Genomic DNA, 26,128 nt, shown 5'->3' on the forward strand with positions numbered 1-26,128 from the left:
TATAACATTTCAAAATTAAAATCACGGAAAAAGACTGCTATGATACATAAATCGAAACACATTGCCCGTAAATTTCTTTTCGGAGCTGTGGCGACCTCCGTATTGAGTGCAACATTGGTGTCTACCTCAAATGCGGATGTGGTAACATCGATTCGTCCATTGGCTTTTATTGCCTCAGGTATTGCTGATGGCGTGACGGAGACACAAGTTCTACTTCCAGACGGTTCATCCCCGCATGATTACGCATTAAAACCTTCTGATTTGAAAAAAATTAAACAAGCAGACTTATTTGTGTGGGTTGGACCTGATCTCGAAATGTTTTTACAGAAGCCTATCAATACGTTACCTCAGAATAAACGTCTGGCACTAGCGGAACAGACAAACATTAAATCACGACTTATGGCCGAGTCTCATGAAGATGAACATGACCATGAACACTCGGATGAAGCTAATCATGACAAGGATCACGAACATCATCACCATGGTGAGTATAATATGCACATCTGGTTATCCCCAGAGATCGCAAATTTCGCTGCACAGGACATTCATGATCGTTTAGTAGAGCTTTATCCTGATCAAAAAGATAAGCTAGACGTAAACCTTCGTAAATTCAGAGAAAATATGGCGCAAAGTGATAAAAAAATTGCTAGTATTTTGCAGCCAGCTCGAAACAAGGGTTATTTTGTTTTTCACGACGCTTATGGCTACTTTGAAAAACACTATCAACTCGCTCCTTTGGGGCATTTTACGATAAACCCAGAAATACAGCCTGGTGCGCAGAAATTACATCAAATACGAACACAATTGGTTGAGCATAAAGCGCAATGCGTTTTTGCTGAGCCACAATTCAGGCCTGCAGTAATTGAAAGTGTAGCGCGTAATACGGGAGTCAAAATGGGAACTCTCGACCCACTCGGAATTGGGCTGGTACTTGGACCAGATAGCTACATGCAGTTTTTGACAAACTTGTCGGAACAATATGCCAGCTGCCTGAATTAAAAATAGAAGGAATTGTTTAAGTGCAGCAAATGGCCAAAGGTCTGGCTCAGGTATATGGTAGCCTGTCTAGAACTCATAAAATCGTATTAAGTACGCTTACAGTCGCTACCATGGCCGTCGCAATTTGGCGGCCAGTTCATGTTCCAACGACTTCTGAAAATGATGGTATGCCTGATACCATCATTCCTCTAGCGTTATTACCTTCCACTGATGCCACTGACGATATTATTCAAGATAGTAGTGATCAATTACCTGATGAAGGTCTTGCAGATACCGAAGCAGAAGCAGATGGTGCGGAGGGGGAGACAACGCCGTTAGCCCATGAATATGTTGTTGCAAGCGGTGATAACTTAACAACAATTTTAACTCAGTTTGGTATTGAAGCTGGGGATGTTGCAACACTTTCGAATCAACATAAGTCACTGAGAAACCTAAAAATAGGTCAGGCACTAAATTGGTCTTTGACAGAGCAAGGTGAATTAGAATCACTAACATGGGAAGTGAATCGCCGTGAAACGCGGGTATTTAACCGAGTAGGCACGACGAATAAATTCGAAGAGGTTAAGCAAATTCGTACTGGCGAATGGACGAACAGTATTTTAAAAGGTACTGTTGATGGTTCTTTTGCACAAAGTACCAGTAAAGCAGGTTTAACACGTAATGAAGGCCGTGAAGTCATTAAAGCGCTACAATGGCAAATTGATTTTCGTAAATTGAAAAAAGGCGATAAATTTAGTGTGTTAATGAGCCGTGAAATGCTCAATGGCCGCAGCGAACAAAGCCAGCTTGTTGGTGTACGTTTGCAAACTAATGGTAAAAGCTATTATGCGTTCCGAGCTGAAGATGGCAAATACTATGATAGCGAAGGGAATGGCTTAGAACGTGGTTTCCTGCGTTTTCCAACAGCGAAACAATTTAGGGTTTCTTCCCAGTTCAATCCTCGTCGTGTCAATCCAGTAACAGGGCGTGTTGCACCACATAAGGGTGTAGACTTTGCAATGCCAGTAGGGACACCCGTTTTAGCAGTTGGTGACGGTGAGGTGATTGTGTCGAAATACAGTGGTGCTGCGGGCAACTTTATTGCTATTCGTCATGGTCGCCAATATACCACTCGTTATATGCATTTACGTCAATTACTTGTTAAACCTGGTCAAAAAGTCAAACGTGGTGACCGCATCGCATTGTCAGGTAATACAGGGCGCTCGACAGGGCCGCACTTGCATTTTGAAATGTGGGTAAATCAGCAAGCGGTTAATCCTTTAACTGCCAAATTACCAAGTTCAGGTGGGTTAACAGGTAAAGAGCGCAAAGAATACTTAGCGTTAGTTAAAGAAACAAAACCTCAACTGAAGCTGTAATAAATTCTTCTCCTTTCATAACTGGCAGGTACTTGTATCTGCCAGTTTTTTTTGAAATGCTTCCATAAATCATTATTTTAAGCTATAAAAATATAGCCATTATTCACTTGAGTGCAGTATGAATAAAGATAAAGACACAGACAGTAAAAAAGGCTATGTGCCAACATTTCATCGTTCTTATTTATTGCCAAAATATTGGGGTGTTTGGTTGGGAGCCGCTGTATTTGCAGGGCTTGCTTATATACCTGTTAAAATTCGTGACCCGATGCTGGCTAAAATAGGCAAATGGGTGGGCAGAATAGCCAAAAGTGCTCGTCGTCGTGCGAAGATCAACTTACTTTATTGCTTTCCTGAGTACACGGAAGAGCAAAGAGAAGATTTAGTTGATCGCATGTTTGAAACTGCACCGCAGTCTTTTGTCATGTTGGCGGAATTGTGCCTACGAGGGGCAAATAAAACGTTAGCACGTACACATTGGCATAATGAAGAAATCATTCAGCGGTTAAAAGAACAACAAAGTAATGTGATTTTTATGGTGCCACATGGGTGGGCAGTCGATGCACCTGCGATGTTATTAGCGGCAAAAGGCCAGCAAATGGCCGCAATGTTTCACCATCAAAAGAATCCTGTTGCAGATTATCTTTGGAACAAAGCGCGCTATCATTTTGGTGGCCGCCTCCATTCGCGAGAGGCGGGGATTAAGCCATTTATCGCATCCGTGAGGCAAGGGTACTGGGGATTCTATCTTCCTGATCAAGACCATGGTGAGGAACACAGTGAATTTGTTGATTTCTTTGGTACATACAAAGCGACACTTCCTGCAATTGGTCGTTTAATGAAAGTATGCAAAGCGAAAATTGTGCCGCTATTTCCAGTATATGATCATAAAACTCATCAATTACACATTTATATTCGTGAGCCAATGGATGACATTGATGGGAAAGACGATGAGTATATAGCACGTAGGATGAATGAAGAGCTTGAATACCTCGTCTTGCCTAGCCTTGAACAATATACATGGATTTTAAAACTATTGAAAACGCGCAAAAAAGGGGAGATAGAACCCTATCAACGTAAGGATCTGTACCGGTAGTGCGACTTAAACGTTACAATTGAAACCATCACATTACTGTGGTGGTTTTTTTTCGCTAAGAATCATGATATTCAAGCCCAATGTGTTTTTATAATTTTATAAGTTTTAACATGAAAATTTAACATAAGGTAGGGTAATCCTAGGTTAAAATATTTATTTTTAGACTTACTTCTAAAATTAAAAAATTCACGAAGATAATCCATATATAATATTTCATTCTCAATTTATTGAAATTTAAAGAAATATTTTTATTTATTGTCATTTGCATTCCATAAATTAACCTCATTTTCTACGTCAAAAACCATATTTCCCTTTTTAAATGCTTTTAAAGAGTAAGTAAACTTTATCTATTTGATGATTTGATAAAGTTTATCTATGTTATAGTTTAATGTTTTACATATTTATATTTAATGTAATTCTTCATATACATTGATTTTTTGAACAAAACAGAAATCTAACCTTTATGTCTAATCTATAACACGCATTTAAAATCGACTTAATAAGCCAGATGATTGAGGGCAATAATACGGGTTATAGGTAAAATAAATTTCAGTTAGGGAGTGCGTTAAGCGGAAGACTAATATATTTATCTATCATCATGACTGGAAAAAAACATGCTGGTTTTGTTAAACCCTCAAAATTAGAGATAAATGTGATGAAAAATGGATGTTTAGGCTAACGTTATTAAATTAGCACGCACAGATCATGGTTTCTACCGTTGACTATTGTGCTATATTTCATTTTTTATATGAGTTTTTTTAAATGTGAAGCATTTAATGTTAATTTATTATCATAAAAAGACTAACTATTAATGATAATGCAGGGGGTAATTTATTCTATTATGATTAGAATTATGTTATTTTTATGATTAAATATAGATGGTAATTTAATCGTATAAAGAGAAATTTAATGATAAAGTAAAAAAACAAATTATATTAAAATAAAAATTAAATAGTTTATTTCTATTTGTTATTTTAAATGAAAAATAAAAAGTCTATTGTTTTTATTTATTAAGTTTTAAATTAATTTAATATTATTGATTTTCATTTGATTTTTTAATTGTTAATAAATAAGAAACAATTGACCATTTAAAAACTAATGTTTTAATTTTTAAGAAAATTAACTTAAAAAAAACTAAACATATGTTTGTTAATTAACCTCTATGTATAAATACCTATTAACGCATTTAAAATATATTGCTATATTTTAATGGAATTAAAAAAATAACTTCAGGCTAATACTTGGAGAGATTATGGAAAAAACCCGAACGACATTAGATCAATGGATTACTTTACAAGCTGTCGTTGACTATGGTGGCTTTGCTCAAGCAGCTGAAATTTTGCATAGAACACAATCATCAATTAGTTATACGATTAGCAAATTAGAGCAAACATTGGAACTTGAGATATTTTCTTTAGAGAGACGCCGTGCAGTACTCACTAAACAGGGCGAACAACTTTTAGCATTATCTAGGGAGGTTACAAATAAAGCAATTTCATTAGAAGAGTTGGCTAAATCATTGAATTATGATGGTAATGGAAAAATTAATATTGTAATGGACTCTTTGTATCAAAGTGATGAAATACTTGAAAAAATAGGACAGTTCACACGTCTAAGAAAGGATTATGATATTGATTTTAAAAGAGTTTCATTGGATAGGGCCGATGTGCTATCACTGAAAAATTATGATTTGCTCATTACTCATCATAAAATTGAGTCTTTAAACCCAATTTATTTAGAGCAAGTTGATGCTATTTTAGTGACAAGCCCAGACCATAAATTACAATCATGTAATGAGTCTAATGTGCTGAATTTATTAGAAAAAACAACACATATCGTTCTGCTTCCTGCTTTTGGTGAAGTTGAGAAAAGCATTCAGACAATTAATGTAGCTAACGTTGAAATAGCGGTAAAATTAACTGAAAATTCAGTTGGATATTCATGGTTACCTAAAAATCTAATACAGGATGAGCTGAATAATAATTCACTAAAAGAGCTGAGAATTGCAAATAAAAGCAATGAATATCGCTTTTATATGTATTTGAATAAAAATTCAATGGTGAGTGATATTTTAAAATATTACCTTATCGATAATGATAAAAATAAATAAATAAATACATCTTTTTTTGAATGATAAAAATAAACATAAAAATTTTAGATGTAATTTAAAAAAATTCAATGTATCAATTTGTTAACTTAACTAAAGGTAAATGGTATATTCCGTCCGCACTCCCAATATGAGTAATGTAATTATTCATTAAGTAATAATTAATAATTAAAGATCTATATTATAGGAACTATTATGAGTATTCTAAAAAAATCCCTAACAGTAATAGGGGTGGCTTTAGCTGTAACATCTGCGTCAACCGTTTTAGCTTCAGGTACAATTAATTTTACTGGAGAAATAACAGATATCGCTTGTACAGTAGATAGCAACTCTAAAAATTTAAATGTTGACCTTGGGAAAGTTTCATCAAAAAGCTTAGCTGCACAAGGTGAAGTTGCTGGACTAAAGGATTTTACAATTAAGCTTGTTGATTGCCCAGCTAACTCTAAAGTGACAGTACGTTTTGGCGGCACACGTGATACGGCTGACCGTGACATTCTTGCGATCAACCAAGCTGCGGGCGTTGCTAAAAACGTGGGTATCGCTTTATTTGAAAAAGATGCAACTACACAAATTAAACTGTTTGAAGATTCAAAAGAAGTTGAATTTGATGGTGCAACAGTCGATTTAGACTATGTTGCTCGTTATAAAGCAACGGGCGCTGCAACCGCAGGTCCTGCAAACAGCAGTGCAGTTTATAGTATTCAATACCATTAATACTATTAGAGGGTGGTATTCGCCACTCTCTATCTTTCCTTAAATCCAGGCTGTGTTTATGAAAAGAATATTACTTTCAGTATTTTTATTTACGTTCACTATGTCCAATTTTTCTTACGCAGCAGGTATTAGCGTTGGGGGAACACGATTTGTTTATGAAGAGAATAAACGTGAAATTGATATTCCAATTTATAATAGTGATAAAGAAAAACCATTTTTAATACAAAGTTGGGTATCACCCTATGAAGGTGAAGGAAAAACGCCATTTATAGCGACTCCACCTTTATTTAGGATTGAACCTGACACAAATGGTTCTGCACGTATTTCATATATAGGCGAGCCAATAGGGGCTAATCAGGAAAAACTGTATTTATTGAATATCAAATCTATACCACCAAAGGATAGTGGAATAGAAAACGAATTACAGATAATTATTAACTCACAGTTTAAATTATTTTTGCGTTCAAAAGATATTGAGCCATTCGACTTCGAAAAGGTTTTTTTAGTAAAAAAAACAGATGGAATTATGATTAATAATCAAACACCTTACCATTTGTCGATAAAAAATATATTAGTGAATGGCAATGTGGTAAATGGCAAAAACCTAATTTACCCATTTAACAACGATTATATTCTTAAGAAAAATATGAACAATGATAATTCTATAGTGGTGCAATTTATTAATGATTATGGCGCCATTATTGAGAAAAAAAACAAGTAAGAGTATATAAAAATGTCAGTTGCCTGCGCGAAAAATAAGCTAGCCTATTCTAAAATATTTATACCTATCAGCATGGTGATTTATACAAATAGTGCTATTTCTGAAGATATATTTGATATTAATGCAATTAATACAGGCATTGAAAGCCAAGTGGCGGACGTTAATAGTTTAGGCTACCTTTCGCAAGTCGGTGGACAACTGCCAGGTACTTACTATGTCGATATCTATATAAACAATAATTTAGTTGTGAACAAGAGCATAACCTTTGTTTATGACAATAAAATAAAAAAGCTCATCCCTGAAGTGACAAAAAAAATGTTATTAGAATGGGGGGTGAAAAATTCAGTAAGCCAAGAATTCTCAGATATGAATGAGAACGAATATGTGAAAAACATTGAGACACTTATTCCGGGGGCGAAGCTGGGCTATCATTTTGAAGTTAATCAATTGCAATTAAGTATTCCTCAAATTGGGTTAGAGAATACGAGCCGTGGTTACGTTGAACCAAGTGAATGGGACGACGGAATTAATGCCGCGTTTGTTAATTATACAGCAAGATATAACAAGTATTGGTATAAAGACAGAGATAACAATAATAACTCATTTCTAGGTTTGAGAAGTGGCATTAATTTAAATGCATGGCGGCTAAGAAATCATAGTACATACAGTAAAACGATGGATGAAAGCCATTGGAATAACCTACAAACTTATTTAGAACGGGATATTCGAACATTAAAAAGCCGTTTAACGATTGGCGAAACATCTTCTGATAATGGTGTAATGGAAAGCAACCCGTTTCGTGGGGTTAGATTAGCGTCAGATGAGAGCATGTTACCACAAAGCCAGAGGGGCTTTGCACCTGTTGTAACGGGAATTGCACAGACCAATGCCATTGTGACGGTAAGGCAAAATGGTAATGTCATTTACCAAACGACAGTACCGCCAGGTGAGTTTTCGATTAATGACCTTTACCCAACATCTTATAGTGGTGATTTAGACGTTACTATTGAAGAAACAAATGGTACAACACGTTCTTTTATTCAACCATTTTCAGCTGTGCCAATGATGCAAAGGTCTGGAGCGCTAAAATACAGTCTCGATATTGGTAAATATAATGTTGATAATGCGCGAAGAAATCCTAATTTTGCACAAGCTTCTGCAATTTATGGTTTACCTTATAACATGTCGATATATGGTGGTTTTTTAGTTTCCGCTGATTACCAAGCTTATACAATGGGAACTGGCATCAATTTGGGAAATATTGGAGCTATCTCAACGGATATTACGCAAGCCTCGACAACATTAATTGATAAAACAAAAGCGGATGGGCAATCATATCGCGTTCAATATTCAAAATACCTGCCTGGTACAGGTACATCATTTTCGTTAGCTTCATATCGTTATTCAACAAAAAACTATTATGATTTTTCTTCATCAAATAACTATTTCTACGATATAGGCAGGAAAAAGCAACAATTCCAAGCGTCTATTTCACAGTCATTGGATGGAGTTGGCTATTTTTCCGTCAATGGCTATCAACAGTATTATTGGGATAAGGGCGGTTCAGATAAAAATTTGACAATGAGTTTTAGTTCAAATTACAACGCGATGAACTACAGTGTTGCTTATTCATATATAAAGCAAGACTACTCTAATACAAATGATCAAATGCTTTCGGTGAATTTGAGTATCCCATTTGATATTGGTCAGAAAAATAATTGGGTTAATTATAGTTTTAATACTAGTCGTAAAGGAGATTCAACAAGTTCGCTTAGCTTTAATGGCACACGTTTAGAAGATAATAACCTTCAATACGACCTTACTCAACGTTATAACCATAGCAGAAATGAATACAGTAATTCGATAAGTGCTAACTATATTATTTCTGCAGGAGAATACAGTGCTGGATATAACTATGATCCTAAATATAACTCTGTAGATTTAGGTGCAACAGGTGCGCTATTACTGCATTCTGGTGGAATGACGGCATCTCGAACAATTTATGACTCAGCGGTATTAGTTAAAGCGGAAGATATCGACAATCTTAAAGTGAATAACTCCCAAGCTTTATATACGGATACCTCGGGTTATGCGGTTATTCCAACAGTGACACGTTATGAACGTAATAAGGTAAGTGTGGATACTGCCACATTGACAGGAAATAATGATGTTGCAATCAATACGACGACAGTTGTTCCGACACAAGGTGCAATTGTATTAGCAAATTTCCAAGCGAAACGCGGGGCAAGAATTTTATTAAGATTAATGAATAAAGATAATCCGATTGCTTTTGGTACTCAAGTCTTCGTGTTTGAAAAAGATAAACAAGTGACTAGTGGTATTGTAGCCAATGATGGTGAAGTGTATTTAAGTGGTGTACCAGAGCAAAGTGTTATTAAAGTGAAGTGGGGGAATAAACCAGCGCAGCAATGCACTGTGCCACTTTTATTATCACTAGAGAGTGACAAAATTCAGTTTATAGAACGCGTTTGTGAATAGGAGTTATCATGAAAAAATTAGGTTTAATATTCTGTATTCCTGCGCTTTTATATTCACAATCTGGTTTCGCAGAATATAGAGCTGAATTTGCGACAAGAACAAAAGATGTAGCAAAAACACTTTATGTGCCTCGAACTTTGCCTGTTGGCAGTTTTATTGATTCGGTCGATTTGGGAGGTTACACACCGTGGGTTTGGTGGAATGTAACAGGTCGAACAGAAGTGGGAATTTATCTTACAGGGCTTTCAGCTACATCAATAAAAATCCCTGGTGTTGGTTATGTGAGAGAGATCAACAGCTCAGGTGTAGGCTATGCGCTTCATGGCACAGTGACAAGCCCTTGTTCAGGACATGCATATGTTGACGGCGTGAATACTAAAGATGGAAATATCAGCAATAGAATGATTTGTGGTGTTAATTCATCTTCAGCATCCTATTCCGTACAGTTAAGAGCAGATTTTTATAAAGTGGGTGAAAATGTTACAACACAAACATTACCCAGTATTGAGGCTGCAATGCTTATTTTGTACAACAATGGTTTTATTACGTCTGATTCATATGGAAAAACGGAGCCGCGAGTCATGATGGGTCCGGTAAAGGTAGTTTCAAGCGGGTGCGAAGTGAAAAATAAAAATATTGATGTTCCTTTTGGAAATGTTAGCAAAACAACTTTTTCAGGCGTGGGGTCAACGAGTCCAGAGAGTCAGAAAAATCTTCAAATACAACTCGATTGTGACCCTATTTCGGCAATTAGGGTAACGTTTATCGGAACACAAGATGCGAGCCAAACACCAGGGGCTATTGCATTGAATGACTTAAGCGACATCAATACCGCGCAAGGTTATGCTATTCAAGTTAAATATAAAGGCGAGCCAATTAAATTGAATCAGCTGATGACTTTAGTCGAAAAAAATAGCAGTGCAGGGTTATATAATATTCCTTTAGAAGCCGCCTATATACAAACACAATCTGCAACGAAAACAGGCAAAGCGAATGGCACATTACAGTTTAATCTACAATATCATTAGCAATGGTAGCTTCTGTATTTAGCAAACAACTAAATGCAGAAGCACACTGTTTTATGCCAAATTTCCTATCAATTAAATGAATTTAACCCTGTATAGTAATGGTCGTTGATAAATAATAATGAAGGTGTAAAAGACAATGGCAATTGATCGTATGGATTGGCACTATGGAGGCGATTACCCTGAAGGGCTTCCTACTGAAAATGGTGGAACGCACATTGGTTTTTACCTGACTTGGATCATTCAAAATAATTTAGTTGGTGAGTTTCACCTTGAAGAATCGGAAGATGAAGTTGAGTTAGTTAAAGCACGAAAAATGGATGGTCGCGAATTCTTAATTTCTATGTGTGATGAAAAATTTATCAGTGAAGATTTAAACGATGAAGGTAATGCGTTCACTGAGTTTTATTACGGGGCAGAAGAAGGTGGGTACTTCGATGATTATGAACGTGTTTTACAAAGTGATTTACCGTCTACTTATCATGTTGAAAATAGTTGGGAAAATTACGATAAAATTGCCGTAATAATTAGCGATGCGTTTGCCAAGTGGAAGAAGGCAAAAGCTTGATGATACGGATATGATAAAGGCAGCGAATAACCGCTGCCTTTTATGTTCGATAACCTAATTCCGCTCAGTTGAACACAGAGGGAAGATTATTCGACTTCTAAGATACGGCAAGTATTAGTGCTTCCTACTGTACCCATCAGGTCACCTTGGGTCACGAGGACGATGTCTCCACTCATTAAATAGCCGTTATCACGTAAGCGAGTGACGGCCTCAGCTGCAGCTTCAATACCATCAGTGTGTGTGCTACAGAAAACAGGGGTAACGCCGCGATACAATGAGCACTGGTTCAGTGTTTTTTCGTGACGTGACATAGCGAAAATAGGTAAGCCAGAACTGATGCGGGACATCATACGGGCGGTACGACCTGATTCAGTCATCGCAATAATTGCTTTTACCCCTTTCAGATGGTTAGCTGCGTACATCGTTGACATCGCGATGGCTTCTTCAGGGCTGCTAAATTCAGCATCTAAACGGTGTTTAGACACATTTAAACCAGGCATTTTTTCTGCGCCAAAACAAACTTGTGCCATGGCGGCAACGGTTTCTGCTGGGTACTGACCCGCGGCGGTTTCTGCGGATAACATCACCGCATCCGTGCCATCTAACACTGCATTCGCCACATCCATGACTTCTGCGCGTGTTGGCATTGGGTTTGTTATCATTGACTCCATCATTTGGGTTGCAGTGATAACGACACGGTTTAATTGACGTGAACGGCGGATTAGCTTTTTCTGGACAGCAACGAGTTCAGGATCACCAATTTCCACGCCTAAGTCACCACGAGCGACCATAACAACGTCAGAGGCAAGGATAACTTCATCCATAACTTGGTCATTTGCAACGGCTTCTGCACGCTCAACTTTCGCTACGATTTGGCATTCACAACCTGCGTCACGCGCTAAACGACGCGCATAATCTAAATCTTCCCCTGAACGTGGGAAAGAAACTGCTAAGTAGTCGACATTAATTTTAGCGGCAGTTTTGATATCTTCTTTATCTTTGTCTGTTAACGCTTCAGCAGAAAGGCCACCACCTAATTTATTGATACCTTTATTATTTGATAATTGGCCGCCAACGGTTACTTCCGTAAAGACTTGCAAACCTTGTACTTCACGGACTTTTAATTGAACACGCCCATCATCAAGTAGCAGGATATCACCAGGAACGACATCAGCAGGTAACCCTTTATAGTCGATGCCGACTTTTTGCTGGTCACCTTCACCTTTGCCTAAGTTTGCATCAAGAATGAATTTATCACCGATATTTAAGAATACTTTACCGTCTTTAAACGTAGAAACACGAATTTTAGGACCTTGCAAATCACCGAGGATCGCAACATGGCGACCTAAACGAGCGGCAATTTCACGCACTTTGTTAGCACGTAGCTGATGGTCTTCTGGAGTTCCGTGGGAGAAGTTAAGGCGAACAACATTGGCACCTGCATTGATAATTTTTTCGAGGTTATTATCACGATCAGTAGCTGGACCAAGAGTTGTAACAATTTTAGTTCTTCTAAGCCGTCTAGACATGTATGACTCCGTTGACCTGTAATGGTGTTGATAAAAGAGTGAAACCATTTCACTCCATTTCGAAACCTGTTTACTGCAAATAGGGATGCTGACACGAGCACAGCTATTATATACTGCAAATTTCTTAATGCTATCAGGTCTGTAAAACTATTAAAGTCCGATGAGCACAGAAAGACATTTTATCCTGTCAGTTTTAGCTTTAGACGTTATCAAACCGCGAATCGCGTAAGGCTTCTTTGACACGCTTCAAGTTATCTCTAAATTTTTCACCTCTTCTTAACGTAAATCCAGTTGTTAATACATCAACAACAGCAAGTTGCGCCATTCGAGAAACCATCGGCATGTATATATCAGTATCTTCAGGGACATCAATAATGATAGATAATGAAGCGGCTTGTGCCAGAGGGGCATTTTCTGAAGTGATAGCGATGACCGTTGCATCATTTTGTCGGGCTAATTGAGCCATCTCAACAAGGGCTTTTGTTCTCCCAGTATGGGAAATGAGCACAATGACGTCCCCTTCAGTACTATTCATACAGCTCATACGTTGCATGACAATATCATCAAAATACATGACAGGAATATTAAAGCGAAAAAACTTATTCATTGCATCGTGAGCGACGGCAGCGGATGCGCCGAAGCCAAAAAAACTAATTTTTCGTGCTTGGGTGAGTAAGTCAACAGCTCGATTAATTGCGCCGATGTCAAGCGTATGTTTCACATGATCAAGACCTGCCATCGCGGATTCAAAAATTTTGTGTGTATAGGTGTTTACTGTATCCGTTTCTTCTACATGTCGATTAACGTAGGGGGTGCCATTAGCCAAGTTTTGGGCGAGGCGAAGTTTGAAATCGGGAAACCCTTTGGTATCCATCTTCCGGCAAAATCGGTTAACTGTAGGTTCACTGACATCAGCTAATTGAGCAAGGGTTGCGATACTCAGATGAATAGCGCGCTGTGGCATCCCTAAAATCACTTCAGCCACTTTTTTCTCCGATTTGCTTAAAAAATCGAGGCTGGTTTTCATTTGTTCTAAAATATTCATAATAGCAAAAGCGCCTATTTCATCAAAAGGAGAAATTTTTCTGCCATCACGCTATGTTATGTTTCATTATAAGCTGGCTGTCGTGAGGCAATCACTTAGAGTGAAAATATACTATGTGCGGTAAGTAGGCTATCTGAATGCAGGTGATAAACGGCAGCTTTTTTGTAAACTTTGAAGCGTATCTAATTTTCACCTCAGTAAGTTGACCTCATTTTTTGTCATTTTATTACGGAAGCTGGCTCCTTTCAGTTTTCGAGTTAGTTTTACGGGTAGGATGACATAAAGTGTATAATGGCAGTTAAGAACAATGATATGCTGCTTTTTTCAGCATAAAAACTGTGATCAGTATCATGAAGATTTACTGAGCACTAGCAACAGGGTACATTAGCGGAATTAGGGCTAATTTTAACAAAATTACAATAAGGCCTATCCTAGTTAGGTCTTAGATTCCGCAAATTGAGGAGAACCAATATGGCGGTACATAATGCTGCTCAAGCTTGTGACTTAATTATTTTCGGTACCAAGGGAGATCTCGCGCGTCGTAAGCTGCTTCCTTCTTTATATCAGTTGGAAAAGGCGGGTTACATCCACCCTGACACACGAATTATCGGCGTAGGCCGTGCAGATTGGACACAAGCTGATTATGTCGAATTCGTTAAAGAAGCGTTAGACAAATTCTTAAAAGAAGAACTCGATTCAGCATTGTGGGAAAAACTCAGTGCCCGCTTAGATTTCTGTAATTTAGACGTTAACGAAACAGACAGTTTTGTGCGTTTAGCGGATATGCTAAAGCAAGATTCACACCCAGCTATTCATTACTTTGCCATGCCACCAAGCACATTCGGTGCAATGTGCCAAGGTCTTGGTCACGCAAAATTAAACAAAAAACCAAACCGTGTCGTGATGGAAAAACCATTAGGTACTGATTTGGAATCTTCTCAAGAAATCAATAATGAAGTAGCGAAATACTTTGACGAAAGCCAAGTTTATCGTATTGACCACTATTTAGGCAAAGAAACAGTTTTAAACCTGTTAGCGCTGCGTTTTGCAAACTCGTTGTTTATCAACAACTGGGATAATCGTACGATTGACCATGTGCAAATTACTGTTGCAGAAGAAGTTGGGATTGAAGGCCGTTGGGGCTATTTTGACCAAGCAGGTCAAATGCGCGATATGATTCAAAACCACTTACTGCAAATTCTGACGATGATTGCCATGTCGCCACCTGCCGATTTAACCACTGACCGTATTCGTGATGAGAAAGTCAAAGTGTTGCGCTCATTACGCCGTATTGACCATACCAATGTGCGTGAAAAAGCAGTGCGTGGGCAATACACCTCTGGTTTTGTTCAAGGTAAAAAAGTCCCTGGCTACCTCGAGGAAGAGGGGGCTAACAAGCAGAGTATGACGGAGTCATTCGTTGCGCTACGTGTGGATATCGACGATTGGCGTTGGGCGGGTGTGCCTTTCTATTTACGTACAGGTAAGCGCCTACCAGCAAAATGTTCAGAAGTGGTTGTGTACTTTAAAAAGCCTGCACTGAATATTTTCTCTGAAAGCTATCAAGATTTACCACAAAACAAACTGACTATCCGTTTGCAGCCAGATGAAGGGATTGATATCGAAATTATGAATAAGGCTCCAGGCCTTGATCATAAACACCGTTTGCAAACCACTAAATTGGACTTAAGTTTCTCTGAAACCTTTAATCAAACTCATCTAGCCGATGCCTATGAGCGTCTACTGCTTGAAGCAATGCGTGGTATCCAAGCGTTATTCGTACGTCGTGATGAAGTTGAAGAAGCATGGAAATTTGTTGATTCTATCATGGATGCATGGGCAATGGATAACGAAGCACCAAAACCATATCAAGCGGGAACCTGGGGGCCAATTGCTTCTGTTGCAATGATTGCTCGCGATGGCCGTTCTTGGAATGAATTTGAATAATTATAGGTAAAACAGTTATTCATTGCAGTTAAGCCTCATCTTGAAGTGACCCAATAAATTGGTCATCTTACAGGTGGGGCTTTTTTTTTTGCATAAAAATCGACTTAATAAGGCACTATCATTGGGGTGTGGGTGATAGGGTCAGGCGTAATTAAACAATTGACATCAAATACTTGCTTAATTAATTGAGCGTTGACGATATCTTGAGGCTTGCCTTGGGCAACAATCGAGCCTTTTACCATGACCACGAGGTTGTCTGCATAACGGCAAGCCTGATTGAGGTCATGCAGTACGGTGACAATAGTACGGCCTTGTTGCTGGTTTAAACTCTGAAAAATATTGAGTAACTCTATTTGATAAGCAATATCAAGGTAGGTAGTTGGCTCATCTAACAGGATAATTTCTGTTTGCTGGGCGAGGATCATCGCAACCCAAACGCGCTGGCGTTGCCCTCCGGACAACGATTCGACAGGGGTATCAGCAAATTCAGTAATACCAGTCAGTTGCATCGCTTCAGTAACCGCGAGTTTATCTTCATTACGCCACTGGTGCATTAAGCTTTGATGAGGAAAGCGGCCTCTAGCCACTAAGTCCATGGCCGTGATACCTGATGGCGCTTGCATTGTTTGTGGTAACAAGGCTATTTGTTGAGCTAATGTTTTAGTCGAATAGGTTGACAATGGTTGCTGGTCAAGGGAAACATAGCCGGAGCGTGGCGTTAACAAACGGCATAAACTGCGCAGTAAAGTGGATTTACCACACCCATTAGGCCCAATGATGACAGTCACTTGGTTATCAGGGATTATTAATGATATATCATGGCAAATAGGGACGTCATGATAACCGAGCGTTAATGCATGGGTTTGTAACCGACTATTATTATTCATATAATTTCATTGTGCTATTAAAATAAGAGGTGCGTTTTACCTACACCTCTATTTGTTGACGTTAAAAGTAATTTTAGAAACGCAGTTCCATTGTTGCACCTAACATTCTAGGGCGTTGATAAATCGCGGTTTCAATGTTGTTATCTGGGATCAAAATACGTTTATCCGAGTCAAACAGGTTTTGGGCAAATACCGTCGCACGTCCCCACTTAAAGTCATAGCCTAATTGCAGGTTTGCAACCCAAAATGAGTCTATTTTGGATGTTTCATTGTTATTAGCTTGCGAGAAGTAATCACCAGAGAACTGCACATTACCACTGATATCAATGGATGGAGTTAATTGGTATTTTGCACCTACATTTGCAGTGTAATTAGGGGCGCGGGCGAGTTCTTTACCTTCGATTCCACTATTACCAAAGTCTTTAATATTGGTTCGCAATAAACCGAGTCCGGTATTGAGTTCTAATGACTCAACGGGCTGATAGGCAACGCTAAATTCAGCACCATAGGTTTCGACTTTCTTTGCATTACGAATCGTGGTCGAATTGGGCCCTAAATAAAAGGGTAATTGCATATCCTTGTAATCGTTGTAGAACAGGTTGGTCATGATTGATAGCTTGTTATCCAATAAGCTATTACGACCATACAAACTATAGTTCCACACGTATTCAGGGGAATATGTATAGGTGACGATTGGTTTTCCAAGGGTTACCCCTGCACCACCCCCGTTATAACCTCGTCCAATTGCGAACCCAACCGTCTGGTTTTGAGCGGGTTTCCATGCAAAATCGGCTTTGGGTAAGAAGGTGTTATAGGTTTCATCGAAGTCGATATATACCGCGGGGCTTCCACCTTTACGAGTATGCTGCTCTCGTTCAAATCGCCCTGATAAAGTAATATCAACTTCGGGAACTACTGCATAGGTGACAGACCCATAAGCGGAAGCAGTTTCTGTTTTATCATCAAAGTAACTGCCACCAAATAAATCGACAAACTCATCTTGTTTACCATGGAAATAGCGCACACCGACGATCCCATTGAGAATGTCGTTATCGGTTTTAAATCGCAGCATTGGTTCTAATTCAAATTCTTTGGCATCAATGTCTGCGCGCGGTGTTGGTGCTTTTGTTCGACGGTGGGTAGTGAACCCCGTATAGATTAGCGTATTTTCCCACGTTAAATTTTCATTGGCTTCCCATGAGGTATTCCAAATACCGCTGGTGGTTTTGCGCTCGATAACAGGTCGGAAACGAGAAGGGGCTTCTGGTGCTAAATTTTTCGCCATATTAGCTTCATTTTGTGGCGAACGGCTATCCATATGTGAGAATGTTAATTTACTTTTAAATTCAGGCATATCGAGGGGTTCGTATAATAATTTGCTACGAACGGTGGTTGACTCAATATCACGTGGATTACCGACAGGGGAGTAGCTATCCATTTTGGTAAAGCTTTCACGCTCTTGTTTTTCTACCGTAAAACGAAAAGCGAGTTTATCATCAATTAACGGCCCAGAAACCATGGCAGCAGTTTGTTGAAAACCTTGTTGGCCGAGGCCCCCTTTTACTGCACCTTCCCAATAAAATGTCGGGTCTAAAGTTTTGACTAAAATAGCCCCTGCAATGGCATTTCGCCCTTGTACGTAGCTTTGTGGGTCACGGAAAATTTCAACGCTGTCAACATCCCATAAAGACTGTGCACCATATCCAAATTCATTGTAAGTAAAGGAACGGCCATCGACAGAAAAATTAACTCGTGGCCGCGTGCCGGCAAGGAAGGCAATTGCACCCTGTGCAGGGCCTGAGCCGTCCACGCCTCGAATAGCGGGTAAGGCATTGCTGTTTCCGGTATCAACGATATTGGGTGTCATCTGCAACAGCGTATTGACATCGGCATTGGGGATAGCTTCAATTTGTTTAAAATCATACACAGTGACACTGGAACCAGTGTCATATATTGATTTATTCAGTTTTTCCCCTGTCACAATTAATACGTCACTGTGGTTTTCACGCTTTTTATTGCTTTGCGAAGTCGATTCGGTATCAGCTGCATACGCTTGTGGAATAGCGACCCAAAGGGTACTAAATAAAGCAGCTTGTACCATCGTTGTTATTGATTTTCTTTTTATATTAATAGCTGGAACATCAGACATTAATCTTTTCCTTCATGCTATGAGCATGTAATAAGACGATTGATGAGATGCATTCACTACTTGCCAGTGACGAAAAATGAACTATTACCATTCCTAATAGCCCATTGAAATAGAAATAAAATTACGTAGCTTATTATTGTTAGTTTTATTATATATAATGATTATCATTACATAAACATAATAATAATCATTAATATTTAAAGATGTGAGCTGCGTGTTAGTAACCAAAGCAAATATAACCCTCCAATGATCCCAGTCATTAATCCAACGGGTAGGGTTAAACCAAAAGGGAGTTGCTGAGAAAGGGTATCTGCACAAATTAGCAGCACAGCGCCCATCAAGGCAGAACCGATAATAGGCAGTTGGCCTGAGTGGCTTAAACGGACAATAAGTTGAGGGGCAGCTAAGGCAACAAAGGCAATTGGACCTGCACAGGCCGTAGCTAATGAGGCGAGCAGGACAGCACTGAAAATCATCATCCATCTTACCCGTGCGACATTGACACCAAGTTGCTGTGCCATATCATCACCCATTTCCATTAATGTGAGTGATTTTGCGTGTACCATAATGAAAGGTAACAAAATCAATAGGCCGATAAAAACAGGGTAAACATGTAGCCATGTGCGTGCATTTAACGAGCCAGCAAGCCACAGATTCGCAATCGTGGCATTATCAATATTGCCTTTCACTAATAATAACGCATTAAAAGCATGCAATATTGCCCCGACACCAATACCGGTTAGGATCAGTGTATAGCCTGACATCTTTCCCTGTTTTAGGGATAAAACATAGACGACTAAAGCAGTGGTTAATCCGCCAAAGATAGTTGAAAAGGCAATGGCAGGGACGCTGCCATTGAAAATGATAATTTGTAACAATGCGCCCGTTGCAGCCCCTGTTGTGAAGCCAATAACGTCGGGTGAACCTAAAACATTACGTGATATAGATTGAAATATCGCCCCGGAAACCCCAAGTGCAGCACCGACGCCGATAGCGGTTAATAACCTAGGTAAGCGAATATCCATGACGATTTTTTGTTGGATGGTGCCCTGTTCTTCACCCATTAAAATATTGATAAGGTTCGGTAACGCAATAGAGAATTTGCCTGTTGTGACCGCCCAAAATGAAAGCATAGTTATGATCAACAGTAATAAACCACATATCACCGTGTCTCTGGTGGAAATTACCCAAGAATAGCGGCGAAAATGCAGGGTTTTGAAGTTATTTTTGTTTTTCATAGCGTAATAATCCGCCAGCGTCTAACCAGATAAATAAAGAAAGGCCCGCCAATTAAAGAGATCATGATACCAGCACTGATTTCCCCAGGTGTGCCAATGATTCGGCCAGTACAATCGGCAATGAGCAGAATGGTCGCACCGAGTAACATTGACATTGGCAATATACGTCGGTAGTCACTACCAACCAGAGAGCGAGCAAAGTGAGGCGCAGTCAGTCCCAAAAAACTAATTGGCCCAACGGCAGCCGTTGCGCTCCCTGCGAGTAATACGATGGCTACGGCAGAAAGAAGCCAGACTCGGTTTTGGTTTGCGCCAAGAGAATGGCTTAGGTCATTACCTAAAATGACCACATCCAATGCTCTCGTCAGGGATAAGGCAATCGCACAACCTATCAAAACCAGACCGCTGATCGGAAAAAGGACATCAAAACCCCGACCTTGCAATGAACCGACAACCCAGTGGCGAAATTGGTCAAATACCTGTTCATCACTATTTACGGTCACCATGTGCGTGATAGCGAGCAAAACAATCGAGAGAGCAACACCGGACAACACCATCCGAATGGGGTTCAAGCCTTGGCGGACTCCGGCTAAAAGATACACAATTACGCCTGCGATACCCGCACCCAGTAGACCGAACCACATATAAATTGTCACATCGGTGATACCTGTGAATGCGATAACCAGAACGATAGCAACCATTGCCCCTGCGTTAATGCCAAACAGGCCCGGATCAGCTAAAGGGTTACGTGTTATTGCTTGCATTAGTGTCCCCGCGGCACCAAGAGCAATACCAATGACAATCGCAAGTAAGGTTCTAGGAAAACGCAGGTAGCGAACTAACAAGTGTTCACTACTTGTGTTATCAAAATGAGTGAAAGCTTGCCAAGTCGTTGAAATAGCAACAGAACGGCTACCAACACCAAGGCTAATAATGGCAAAAGTGACTAATAATAAGCAGCAAATAACCACTGGCAATTTTAGGGAAGTTCGCGTTAATGGCATATCAGGACTCATGCTTTTTAAAACGCGCAACAATGTCATTAATTATTTCTTGCGCACTGTAATAATCAACACGGAATGAATTTGCACCTAGGCCATAAACTTGCTTATTTTTGACTGCATTGAGATTGGCGAGGATCGGGTCTGCCATAAAGTTTTGCGCTTCTTTATCGGTTCCACGTAATAAAAAAGTGGTTGGCGCATTCAGTTGGGTCAGGTGCTCATATTGTGCCCAAACAAAGTCAGAGACAGGTTTATCTTTCGGCTGCCATTCAGAAGGCGCACTTTCAATGCTAAACCCAAGTTGCTGCAGTAAGATGGCGTGAGGACTAGTTTTTAGCGAAACGGGGTTAACTGTTCCGGGGCCAAAATAGGCAATAATATTTGCTTCGCCATCAGGAAGCTGTAATTGGCTTTTACTTTCTTCGATAAATTTATCGAAACCCTCTAAGAGGTCGGTGGCGGCTTTTTCTTGCCCTGTAGCTTGCCCTAATTGCAGGGCCAGACTCTCCCAACCTTGTTTGCCATAATCTAATACAATCGTTGGTGCAATTTGTTGAAGTTGTGAAACTTGTGGGTAAACAGTATCACCGCCATTTATGGACACGACAATTAAATCAGGTGCGACAGCATAGGCCATTTCCAAGTCCACACTGCCAGCAGACCATAACTTTTCAACGCCTTTTTGTTTTGCAATAGCGTCCCATTGTGCAAAAAATTGCCCGTTTGCCGTGGTGGAGCTAGCTATCACTGGCGCATCAATGGCGAGCAATGTACCAGTGATTGAAACAGAGGCGGATAAAATACGCGTTGGTTTACTTTTTATTTCGACCATAGAACCATCCACACTGGTAAAGGTTCTAGGCCATGACTGGCTATCAGCGCCGACAAGGGCGGTTGCCGAAACGATGCTTGAAACACTCAGGGTAGAGAATAGTGTGATAGCGCAGACAAATGTTTTTAACATGGCAGTTTTCCAAACAAAACAGGCTGTTATTAATAGATTAAATATTGTTGTTAATGATAATCATAACCAATATCATTAACAACAAGTATTGAAGTGATCATTAAGGGAAAATGCGAGTGAGAACACAAAAAACGATTTGTATTGGCCTATCACTGTCACCAACTTGGGTAAGTACGCAAAGTGCCAAACAAGATCCTAACCAACGAGAAGCTATTCTGAACCCCAGTTATTATATTGCGCTATCCAAACGCGCAGAGGCGGCAAAACTGGATTTTTTATTTCGACCAGATGCCCAGTTTTTGAATATCGATAAAGGAAACCAAGCCCCAGCTTTTGGCGGAATAGACCCATCTTTATTGATAGCATCAATTGCGCATGCAACAAATCACATTGGTTTTGTTTCCACGATTTCGGCCTTATTTTACCCACCTTATATTGCTGCGAGACAGTTACAGTCTCTAAACTGGATAACTAATGGTCGAGTAGGTTGGAATATTGTCACTGCGCTCAAAGGTCAGCAAAATTTTGGCTTGAAAACGTTACCGGATTCAGAGGAGCGCTATGAAATTGCCAAAGAATTTACGGCTGTTGTTGAAGCTCTATGGGCAAGCCATCCCAATAGCCAACCAGATCAATATCAATCCAGTGAAAGTCGCTACAGCGGTTCATCTATCCAACAAATTAACCACCAAGGGCGCTATTTTAATGTGGAAGGCCCACTGAATATTCCTGCTTATTCGCAGCCTATTCCCTATTTTCAAGCGGGAGCATCACCTGCAGGGCGTGATTTTGCCGCTGCTGTTGCGGATGGTATTTTTGCCGCCACACCGGATATTGACTGTGCAATAGAATTTTATCAGGACATTCAGCGCCGTGTTGTAAGTGCAGGGCGGGAACCTAATGCGGTTAAGGTATTACCAGGTTTGAGTTTTTATTTAGCCGACAGTCGGGAAGAAGCTTATCGTTTGTTTGAACAAACTCACGCCAATGCGGACTCACGAACTAAATTCCGTTATATAGAATCATTAATTAATTTAGACCTAAGCCAGCTACCAATTGACACCGTGATCACGCCCGAAATGCTACCTGAAGCTACCGAAGCGCCATATAGCCAAACGCATGCTCAGTTATTAAGGCGTTATATTTGCCAGCACCAACCTACGATCCAAATGCTGTTATCCGCTCCAGAGGTCAATGGCTCTTCACATTGGCGGGTGATTGGTACGGTGAGTGATTTAGTTGATGAAATTGAGAGGTGGACAGACAAACAAGCTTGCGATGGTTTTATCGCTTTGCCATGTGGTTCAGAACAATCATTAACGTTATTTCTCGAACAAGTGGTCCCTAAATTAGTCGAAAAAGGGATATTCAGGGCAAATTACCAACAACAAACGTTATGGGAGCGCTTACAAAGTGTCGGGTGATGAAACCAATAGGCCTCAGATGAGGCCTATTGAGCATTACAATACGAGTTCACTGCGGCCAGTAGCAGCCATGTGGATAATCGCTTGTTCTATGCGTAAGCAGGCCATTTTTGCGGCGTCAGGAACGGATAACCCAGCTAATAGCTGCGCTGTAAGTTCTGCACCAAACAAATCACCCGTCCCTTTTGGTGTGACAGGGTAACGTTTGTGGCGGATCACTGCGACATCCCCTTTGGTGACACAAACGACCTCAATATTATCTTCATCGGGTTGGAAAGCACTGGTGATGATTACCCATTGTGTGTTCCCTCGCAATAAACTACGTGCAGCGGCTATTGCATCATCCAAGGTATCAATGTGTTTGCCACTTAAGGTCATGAGTTCGAATTTATTTGGAATAATCCCTGTCGCTAAAGGGATAACGTGATCACGATAAACTTCGGCAATTTCAGGGGGAATATAAAACCCGCTATCCTCATCGCCCATCACAGGGTCAACAATAACTGGCAGGTTTGGGAACGTTTCACGAACGCGAGCTAGCCAGTTAGCTAAGTCTTGTGCTTTCTCCGGTGAGCCCAAGTAGCCTGTTAAAATGGCCCTAACGGAATCTAAACTGCCGCGTTCAACAAAGCCGTTTAAATAGCCACGAAACCATTCACCGGGTAATTCGCCGCCATAACAAGTGGCATAATGAGGGGTATTGCTAAGAACAACAGTTGGGACCGCCGCGACGCGCAACCCTTGTTTTGTCAGTGCAGGGACGGCGATGCTGTTACCGACACTGCCATAAATCACTTGTGATTGAATGGATACGACATCATAAGGTAATGGTGTTGAATCCACGGCATTTTGAAAACTGTTAGAGGTAAGACTAAAGGTGCTCATGACGCTCTCTTAGATGTATGTCAATCATATAGCTACTATAAGAAGCTTGTTCAACTAGGTTGTCAATGTTAAAGATCAAATAGCACGGTGATGTAGTAATGAGAGAAGAAAAAGTGGTGAAATTATAATTTTTCATCAAAAAATTTCGATGGGAAATTTACCACAAACGCTTGGTTATTCGCCTGCTAGTCATTAATTCAAGGGTTAATTAGCATATTAATGAATAATTATGCATATTTTTATTCAATACAAAATGTGTTTATATTCATTGACTTAATAAAAATGGCATGCTAAAAATAGTGTGTAATCAACTATCAACATGAGGGTTCGGAGTAAATTGGGTGGATGTCCGCCTGATGAAAAGAATAAGATATCATGCTTAGCTCAACTAGCGGCAAGATCAGCAAGTCCCAAAAAAGAACGACACATAGGCTTTTCCTTTCAGCTATCCTTTCCAGTGAACACTACTGGTGTGGTGCATTATAGCGTCTCTCTCGATTATTCATTTCGCTGAATAAATTCAGCATCGTATTGTTTTTATTTGAATTTTCAACAACTGCGTTAACGCTTTTTGTTTGCATGATCTGTACAAAAAACAGGCTATGACGCGGCTGTACATAGAGAGATATTATAATGATTTATTGGATATTTTTAATATTAGCTATCGTAACTGAAGTTATTGGTACCTTATCAATGAAGCACGCCAGTGTGAGCGGCGATTTCACTGGCATGGTGGTCATGTACGTGATGATAGCCACTTCTTACATTCTTCTCGCCATCGCAGTGAAAAAAGTTGCATTAGGTGTTGCCTACGCTCTTTGGGAAGGTATCGGTATTTTGTTCATTACCACTTTTAGTGTTATGTGGTTTGGTGAAACATTATCACCTATGAAAATAGGTGGGTTGGTATTATTGATCACTGGTATTGGCCTGATTAAATCAGGAACCAAAAAAGCGACAGTTCGTGGATCGGCTCAAAAAGTAAAACAGGCCACTCAACATGCGGTCAACGCAGCTAAATCAAGTGCCTTAGTTGGACGCGAAGCTAAGTCGGAGGCGTAATATGGCCAGTCATTTTGAATGGTGGCATGCAGCGTTTTTGATCTTAGCGGTGATATTGGAAATTATAGCGAATATCTTGTTAAAAATGTCGAATGGCTTTAAACGATATTGGCTAGGGATACTCTCGCTGTTGGCCGTACTTGGGGCATTTAGCTCTCTTGCACAAGCAGTAAAAGGTATCGAGCTATCCATCGCTTATGCGCTCTGGGGAGCTTTCGGGATCATCGCGACAGTAGCAGCAGGGTGGATACTGTTTAATCAACGCCTGAATTATAAAGGCTGGGGTGGAATAGTGTTACTGTTGTTAGGAATGGTGTTGATTAAGATGTCTTAATGTGCGTCATATTTTGTGTTGTAGCGTTGTTGGCTGCACTTGCTAACCCAAGTCACATACTATTGTATGCTCCTTGGGATTAGCGCGATTGCCGCTTAGCGACACCACAAACTATTTAGCGCATGAATGTGTGTAAATGTATCGCTGTTCGCACGGCGGATCTAACAAAAAAGGGCTAACCAAAAATGGTAGCCCTTTTTTCTATGAAGAAATTGACTTAGTCAATTGCCGCAACAACTTTGATTTCAACCTTGTACTCGGGTTTCATCAACAGAGCTTGAACAGTGCAACGAACGGGGGCGCTACCTGCAACAACCCACGCGTCCCATGCTTGGTTCATACCCGCAAAATCGGCTTTATCCGCTAGGAAAATAGTGGCATCTAGAATTTTACTTTTATCAGAGCCGACACGCTCTAACATCACATCAATCGCGGCAAGTGTGTTAGCGGTTTGAGCGATAATATCGGCATCCAAATTTTCGGGAACACTGGTGTAATAAATCACATTATTGTGAATAACAGCTTCCGACCAACGATTATCGGGGTCAATACGTTTAATAGTCATAATTATTC

Annotated in this window: 22 protein-coding genes; 13 read left to right on the forward strand and 9 right to left on the reverse strand. The window is 39.9% G+C overall.

From position 1 onward, the window contains the following. The first annotated feature begins 39 nt into the window (after positions 1-39). The 9 genes from znuA (at position 40) to M1F05_RS09255 (ending at position 11,087) form a co-directional block, all read left to right on the forward strand. Positions 40-999, forward strand: a complete 960-nt coding sequence (gene znuA, locus M1F05_RS09215) for a zinc ABC transporter substrate-binding protein ZnuA (protein ID WP_206084175.1) — start codon at positions 40-42, stop codon at positions 997-999. A 20-nt stretch (positions 1,000-1,019) separates the two neighbouring features. Beyond that, positions 1,020-2,357: a murein DD-endopeptidase MepM gene (mepM, locus tag M1F05_RS09220; protein ID WP_241016837.1), complete on the forward strand. Its 1,338-nt coding sequence runs from the start codon at positions 1,020-1,022 to the stop codon at positions 2,355-2,357. A 118-nt stretch (positions 2,358-2,475) separates the two neighbouring features. Next, entirely contained in the window at positions 2,476-3,450 is a 975-nt protein-coding gene (lpxM, locus tag M1F05_RS09225) for a lauroyl-Kdo(2)-lipid IV(A) myristoyltransferase (RefSeq protein ID WP_206084176.1), read from the forward strand. A 1,252-nt stretch (positions 3,451-4,702) separates the two neighbouring features. Next, complete coding sequence (locus tag M1F05_RS09230) at positions 4,703-5,560, forward strand: LysR family transcriptional regulator (RefSeq protein WP_206084177.1); 858 nt, start codon at positions 4,703-4,705, stop codon at positions 5,558-5,560. A gap of 192 nt (positions 5,561-5,752) precedes the next feature. Beyond that, positions 5,753-6,274, forward strand: coding sequence for a fimbrial protein (locus tag M1F05_RS09235; protein WP_206084178.1), 522 nt, complete (start codon positions 5,753-5,755; stop codon positions 6,272-6,274). 58 nt (positions 6,275-6,332) lie between these two features. Beyond that, positions 6,333-6,995 carry a molecular chaperone gene (locus tag M1F05_RS09240; RefSeq protein ID WP_206084179.1) on the forward strand — a complete coding sequence of 221 codons (663 nt, stop codon included), beginning with the start codon at positions 6,333-6,335 and terminating at the stop codon, positions 6,993-6,995. A 12-nt stretch (positions 6,996-7,007) separates the two neighbouring features. Next, positions 7,008-9,494 carry a fimbria/pilus outer membrane usher protein gene (locus tag M1F05_RS09245; protein ID WP_206084180.1) on the forward strand — a complete coding sequence of 829 codons (2,487 nt, stop codon included), beginning with the start codon at positions 7,008-7,010 and terminating at the stop codon, positions 9,492-9,494. Between the two features lie 8 nt (positions 9,495-9,502). Beyond that, complete coding sequence (locus M1F05_RS09250; RefSeq protein ID WP_206084181.1) at positions 9,503-10,522, forward strand: fimbrial protein; 1,020 nt, start codon at positions 9,503-9,505, stop codon at positions 10,520-10,522. Positions 10,523-10,658: 136 nt separating this feature from the next. Next, a complete protein-coding gene (locus tag M1F05_RS09255; RefSeq protein ID WP_206084182.1) occupies positions 10,659-11,087 on the forward strand; it encodes a hypothetical protein in 429 nt (142 codons plus the stop codon). Positions 11,088-11,173: 86 nt separating this feature from the next. Here M1F05_RS09255 and pyk read toward each other — a convergent pair whose 3' ends face one another. Together pyk and M1F05_RS09265 are read right to left on the reverse strand one after the other, a co-directional pair. After that, on the reverse strand, positions 11,174-12,616 hold the full coding sequence (gene pyk / locus M1F05_RS09260; protein ID WP_206084183.1) for a pyruvate kinase: 1,443 nt from the start codon (positions 12,614-12,616) through the stop codon (positions 11,174-11,176). Between the two features lie 199 nt (positions 12,617-12,815). Then, positions 12,816-13,661, reverse strand: coding sequence for a MurR/RpiR family transcriptional regulator (locus M1F05_RS09265; protein WP_206084184.1), 846 nt, complete (start codon positions 13,659-13,661; stop codon positions 12,816-12,818). Between the two features lie 471 nt (positions 13,662-14,132). Between M1F05_RS09265 and zwf the strand changes: the two genes are divergently transcribed. Continuing rightward, positions 14,133-15,608, forward strand: a complete 1,476-nt coding sequence (gene zwf / locus M1F05_RS09270; RefSeq protein WP_206084185.1) for a glucose-6-phosphate dehydrogenase — start codon at positions 14,133-14,135, stop codon at positions 15,606-15,608. A 104-nt stretch (positions 15,609-15,712) separates the two neighbouring features. Here zwf and M1F05_RS09275 read toward each other — a convergent pair whose 3' ends face one another. From M1F05_RS09275 to fepB, 5 genes are all read right to left on the reverse strand, one after another. Continuing rightward, positions 15,713-16,495, reverse strand: a complete 783-nt coding sequence (locus M1F05_RS09275; RefSeq protein WP_206084186.1) for an ABC transporter ATP-binding protein — start codon at positions 16,493-16,495, stop codon at positions 15,713-15,715. A 73-nt stretch (positions 16,496-16,568) separates the two neighbouring features. Then, positions 16,569-18,644, reverse strand: coding sequence for a TonB-dependent receptor (locus M1F05_RS09280; RefSeq protein ID WP_206084187.1), 2,076 nt, complete (start codon positions 18,642-18,644; stop codon positions 16,569-16,571). Between the two features lie 197 nt (positions 18,645-18,841). Next, positions 18,842-19,882: a FecCD family ABC transporter permease gene (locus M1F05_RS09285; protein WP_241016838.1), complete on the reverse strand. Its 1,041-nt coding sequence runs from the start codon at positions 19,880-19,882 to the stop codon at positions 18,842-18,844. Then, positions 19,879-20,925 (reverse strand): FecCD family ABC transporter permease, encoded by a 1,047-nt coding sequence (locus M1F05_RS09290; RefSeq protein ID WP_241016839.1) that lies wholly within the window; start codon positions 20,923-20,925, stop codon positions 19,879-19,881. Before M1F05_RS09290 ends, M1F05_RS09285 begins: the two co-directional genes overlap by 4 nt. Continuing rightward, the gene (gene fepB, locus M1F05_RS09295; RefSeq protein ID WP_206084188.1) at positions 20,888-21,850 is read right to left on the reverse strand and encodes a Fe2+-enterobactin ABC transporter substrate-binding protein; all 963 of its coding nucleotides are present in this window, start codon (positions 21,848-21,850) and stop codon (positions 20,888-20,890) included. The genes M1F05_RS09290 and fepB overlap by 38 nt, the downstream gene beginning before the upstream one ends. A 116-nt stretch (positions 21,851-21,966) precedes the next feature. Here fepB and M1F05_RS09300 point away from each other — a divergent pair, with 116 nt between their 5' ends. Then, positions 21,967-23,274, forward strand: coding sequence for an NtaA/DmoA family FMN-dependent monooxygenase (locus M1F05_RS09300; RefSeq protein ID WP_206084189.1), 1,308 nt, complete (start codon positions 21,967-21,969; stop codon positions 23,272-23,274). A 36-nt stretch (positions 23,275-23,310) separates the two neighbouring features. Here the strand turns inward: M1F05_RS09300 and pdxK are convergent, their stop codons facing one another. Continuing rightward, positions 23,311-24,159 (reverse strand): pyridoxine/pyridoxal/pyridoxamine kinase, encoded by an 849-nt coding sequence (pdxK, locus tag M1F05_RS09305; protein ID WP_206084190.1) that lies wholly within the window; start codon positions 24,157-24,159, stop codon positions 23,311-23,313. Between the two features lie 633 nt (positions 24,160-24,792). On the opposite strand from pdxK, the gene mdtJ reads away from it, so the two are divergent. Both mdtJ and mdtI read left to right on the forward strand, forming a co-directional pair. Further along, positions 24,793-25,221: a multidrug/spermidine efflux SMR transporter subunit MdtJ gene (gene mdtJ / locus M1F05_RS09310; RefSeq protein ID WP_206084191.1), complete on the forward strand. Its 429-nt coding sequence runs from the start codon at positions 24,793-24,795 to the stop codon at positions 25,219-25,221. 1 nt (position 25,222) lies between these two features. Next, positions 25,223-25,555: a multidrug/spermidine efflux SMR transporter subunit MdtI gene (mdtI, locus tag M1F05_RS09315; RefSeq protein ID WP_206084192.1), complete on the forward strand. Its 333-nt coding sequence runs from the start codon at positions 25,223-25,225 to the stop codon at positions 25,553-25,555. Between the two features lie 217 nt (positions 25,556-25,772). Here mdtI and M1F05_RS09320 read toward each other — a convergent pair whose 3' ends face one another. Beyond that, positions 25,773-26,120 carry a RidA family protein gene (locus M1F05_RS09320; RefSeq protein WP_206084193.1) on the reverse strand — a complete coding sequence of 116 codons (348 nt, stop codon included), beginning with the start codon at positions 26,118-26,120 and terminating at the stop codon, positions 25,773-25,775. Between the last annotated feature and the right edge of the window lie 8 nt (positions 26,121-26,128).

Origin of the sequence: Providencia sp. PROV252, assembly GCF_033676005.1 — a bacterium.
Classification (GTDB): domain Bacteria; phylum Pseudomonadota; class Gammaproteobacteria; order Enterobacterales; family Enterobacteriaceae; genus Providencia; species Providencia vermicola.

Coding starts and splice junctions, on each gene's coding strand:
- znuA (WP_206084175.1), top strand. CDS start 40: ATGATACATAAATCGAAACACATTGCCCGTAAATTTCTTTTCGGAGCT.
- lpxM (WP_206084176.1), top strand. CDS start 2,476: ATGAATAAAGATAAAGACACAGACAGTAAAAAAGGCTATGTGCCAACA.
- M1F05_RS09230 (WP_206084177.1), top strand. CDS start 4,703: ATGGAAAAAACCCGAACGACATTAGATCAATGGATTACTTTACAAGCT.
- M1F05_RS09235 (WP_206084178.1), top strand. CDS start 5,753: ATGAGTATTCTAAAAAAATCCCTAACAGTAATAGGGGTGGCTTTAGCT.
- M1F05_RS09240 (WP_206084179.1), top strand. CDS start 6,333: ATGAAAAGAATATTACTTTCAGTATTTTTATTTACGTTCACTATGTCC.
- M1F05_RS09245 (WP_206084180.1), top strand. CDS start 7,008: ATGTCAGTTGCCTGCGCGAAAAATAAGCTAGCCTATTCTAAAATATTT.
- M1F05_RS09250 (WP_206084181.1), top strand. CDS start 9,503: ATGAAAAAATTAGGTTTAATATTCTGTATTCCTGCGCTTTTATATTCA.
- M1F05_RS09255 (WP_206084182.1), top strand. CDS start 10,659: ATGGCAATTGATCGTATGGATTGGCACTATGGAGGCGATTACCCTGAA.
- pyk (WP_206084183.1), bottom strand. CDS start 12,616: ATGTCTAGACGGCTTAGAAGAACTAAAATTGTTACAACTCTTGGTCCA.
- M1F05_RS09265 (WP_206084184.1), bottom strand. CDS start 13,661: ATGAATATTTTAGAACAAATGAAAACCAGCCTCGATTTTTTAAGCAAA.
- zwf (WP_206084185.1), top strand. CDS start 14,133: ATGGCGGTACATAATGCTGCTCAAGCTTGTGACTTAATTATTTTCGGT.
- M1F05_RS09275 (WP_206084186.1), bottom strand. CDS start 16,495: ATGAATAATAATAGTCGGTTACAAACCCATGCATTAACGCTCGGTTAT.
- M1F05_RS09280 (WP_206084187.1), bottom strand. CDS start 18,644: ATGTCTGATGTTCCAGCTATTAATATAAAAAGAAAATCAATAACAACG.
- M1F05_RS09285 (WP_241016838.1), bottom strand. CDS start 19,882: ATGAAAAACAAAAATAACTTCAAAACCCTGCATTTTCGCCGCTATTCT.
- M1F05_RS09290 (WP_241016839.1), bottom strand. CDS start 20,925: ATGACATTGTTGCGCGTTTTAAAAAGCATGAGTCCTGATATGCCATTA.
- fepB (WP_206084188.1), bottom strand. CDS start 21,850: ATGTTAAAAACATTTGTCTGCGCTATCACACTATTCTCTACCCTGAGT.
- pdxK (WP_206084190.1), bottom strand. CDS start 24,159: ATGAGCACCTTTAGTCTTACCTCTAACAGTTTTCAAAATGCCGTGGAT.
- mdtJ (WP_206084191.1), top strand. CDS start 24,793: ATGATTTATTGGATATTTTTAATATTAGCTATCGTAACTGAAGTTATT.
- mdtI (WP_206084192.1), top strand. CDS start 25,223: ATGGCCAGTCATTTTGAATGGTGGCATGCAGCGTTTTTGATCTTAGCG.
- M1F05_RS09320 (WP_206084193.1), bottom strand. CDS start 26,120: ATGACTATTAAACGTATTGACCCCGATAATCGTTGGTCGGAAGCTGTT.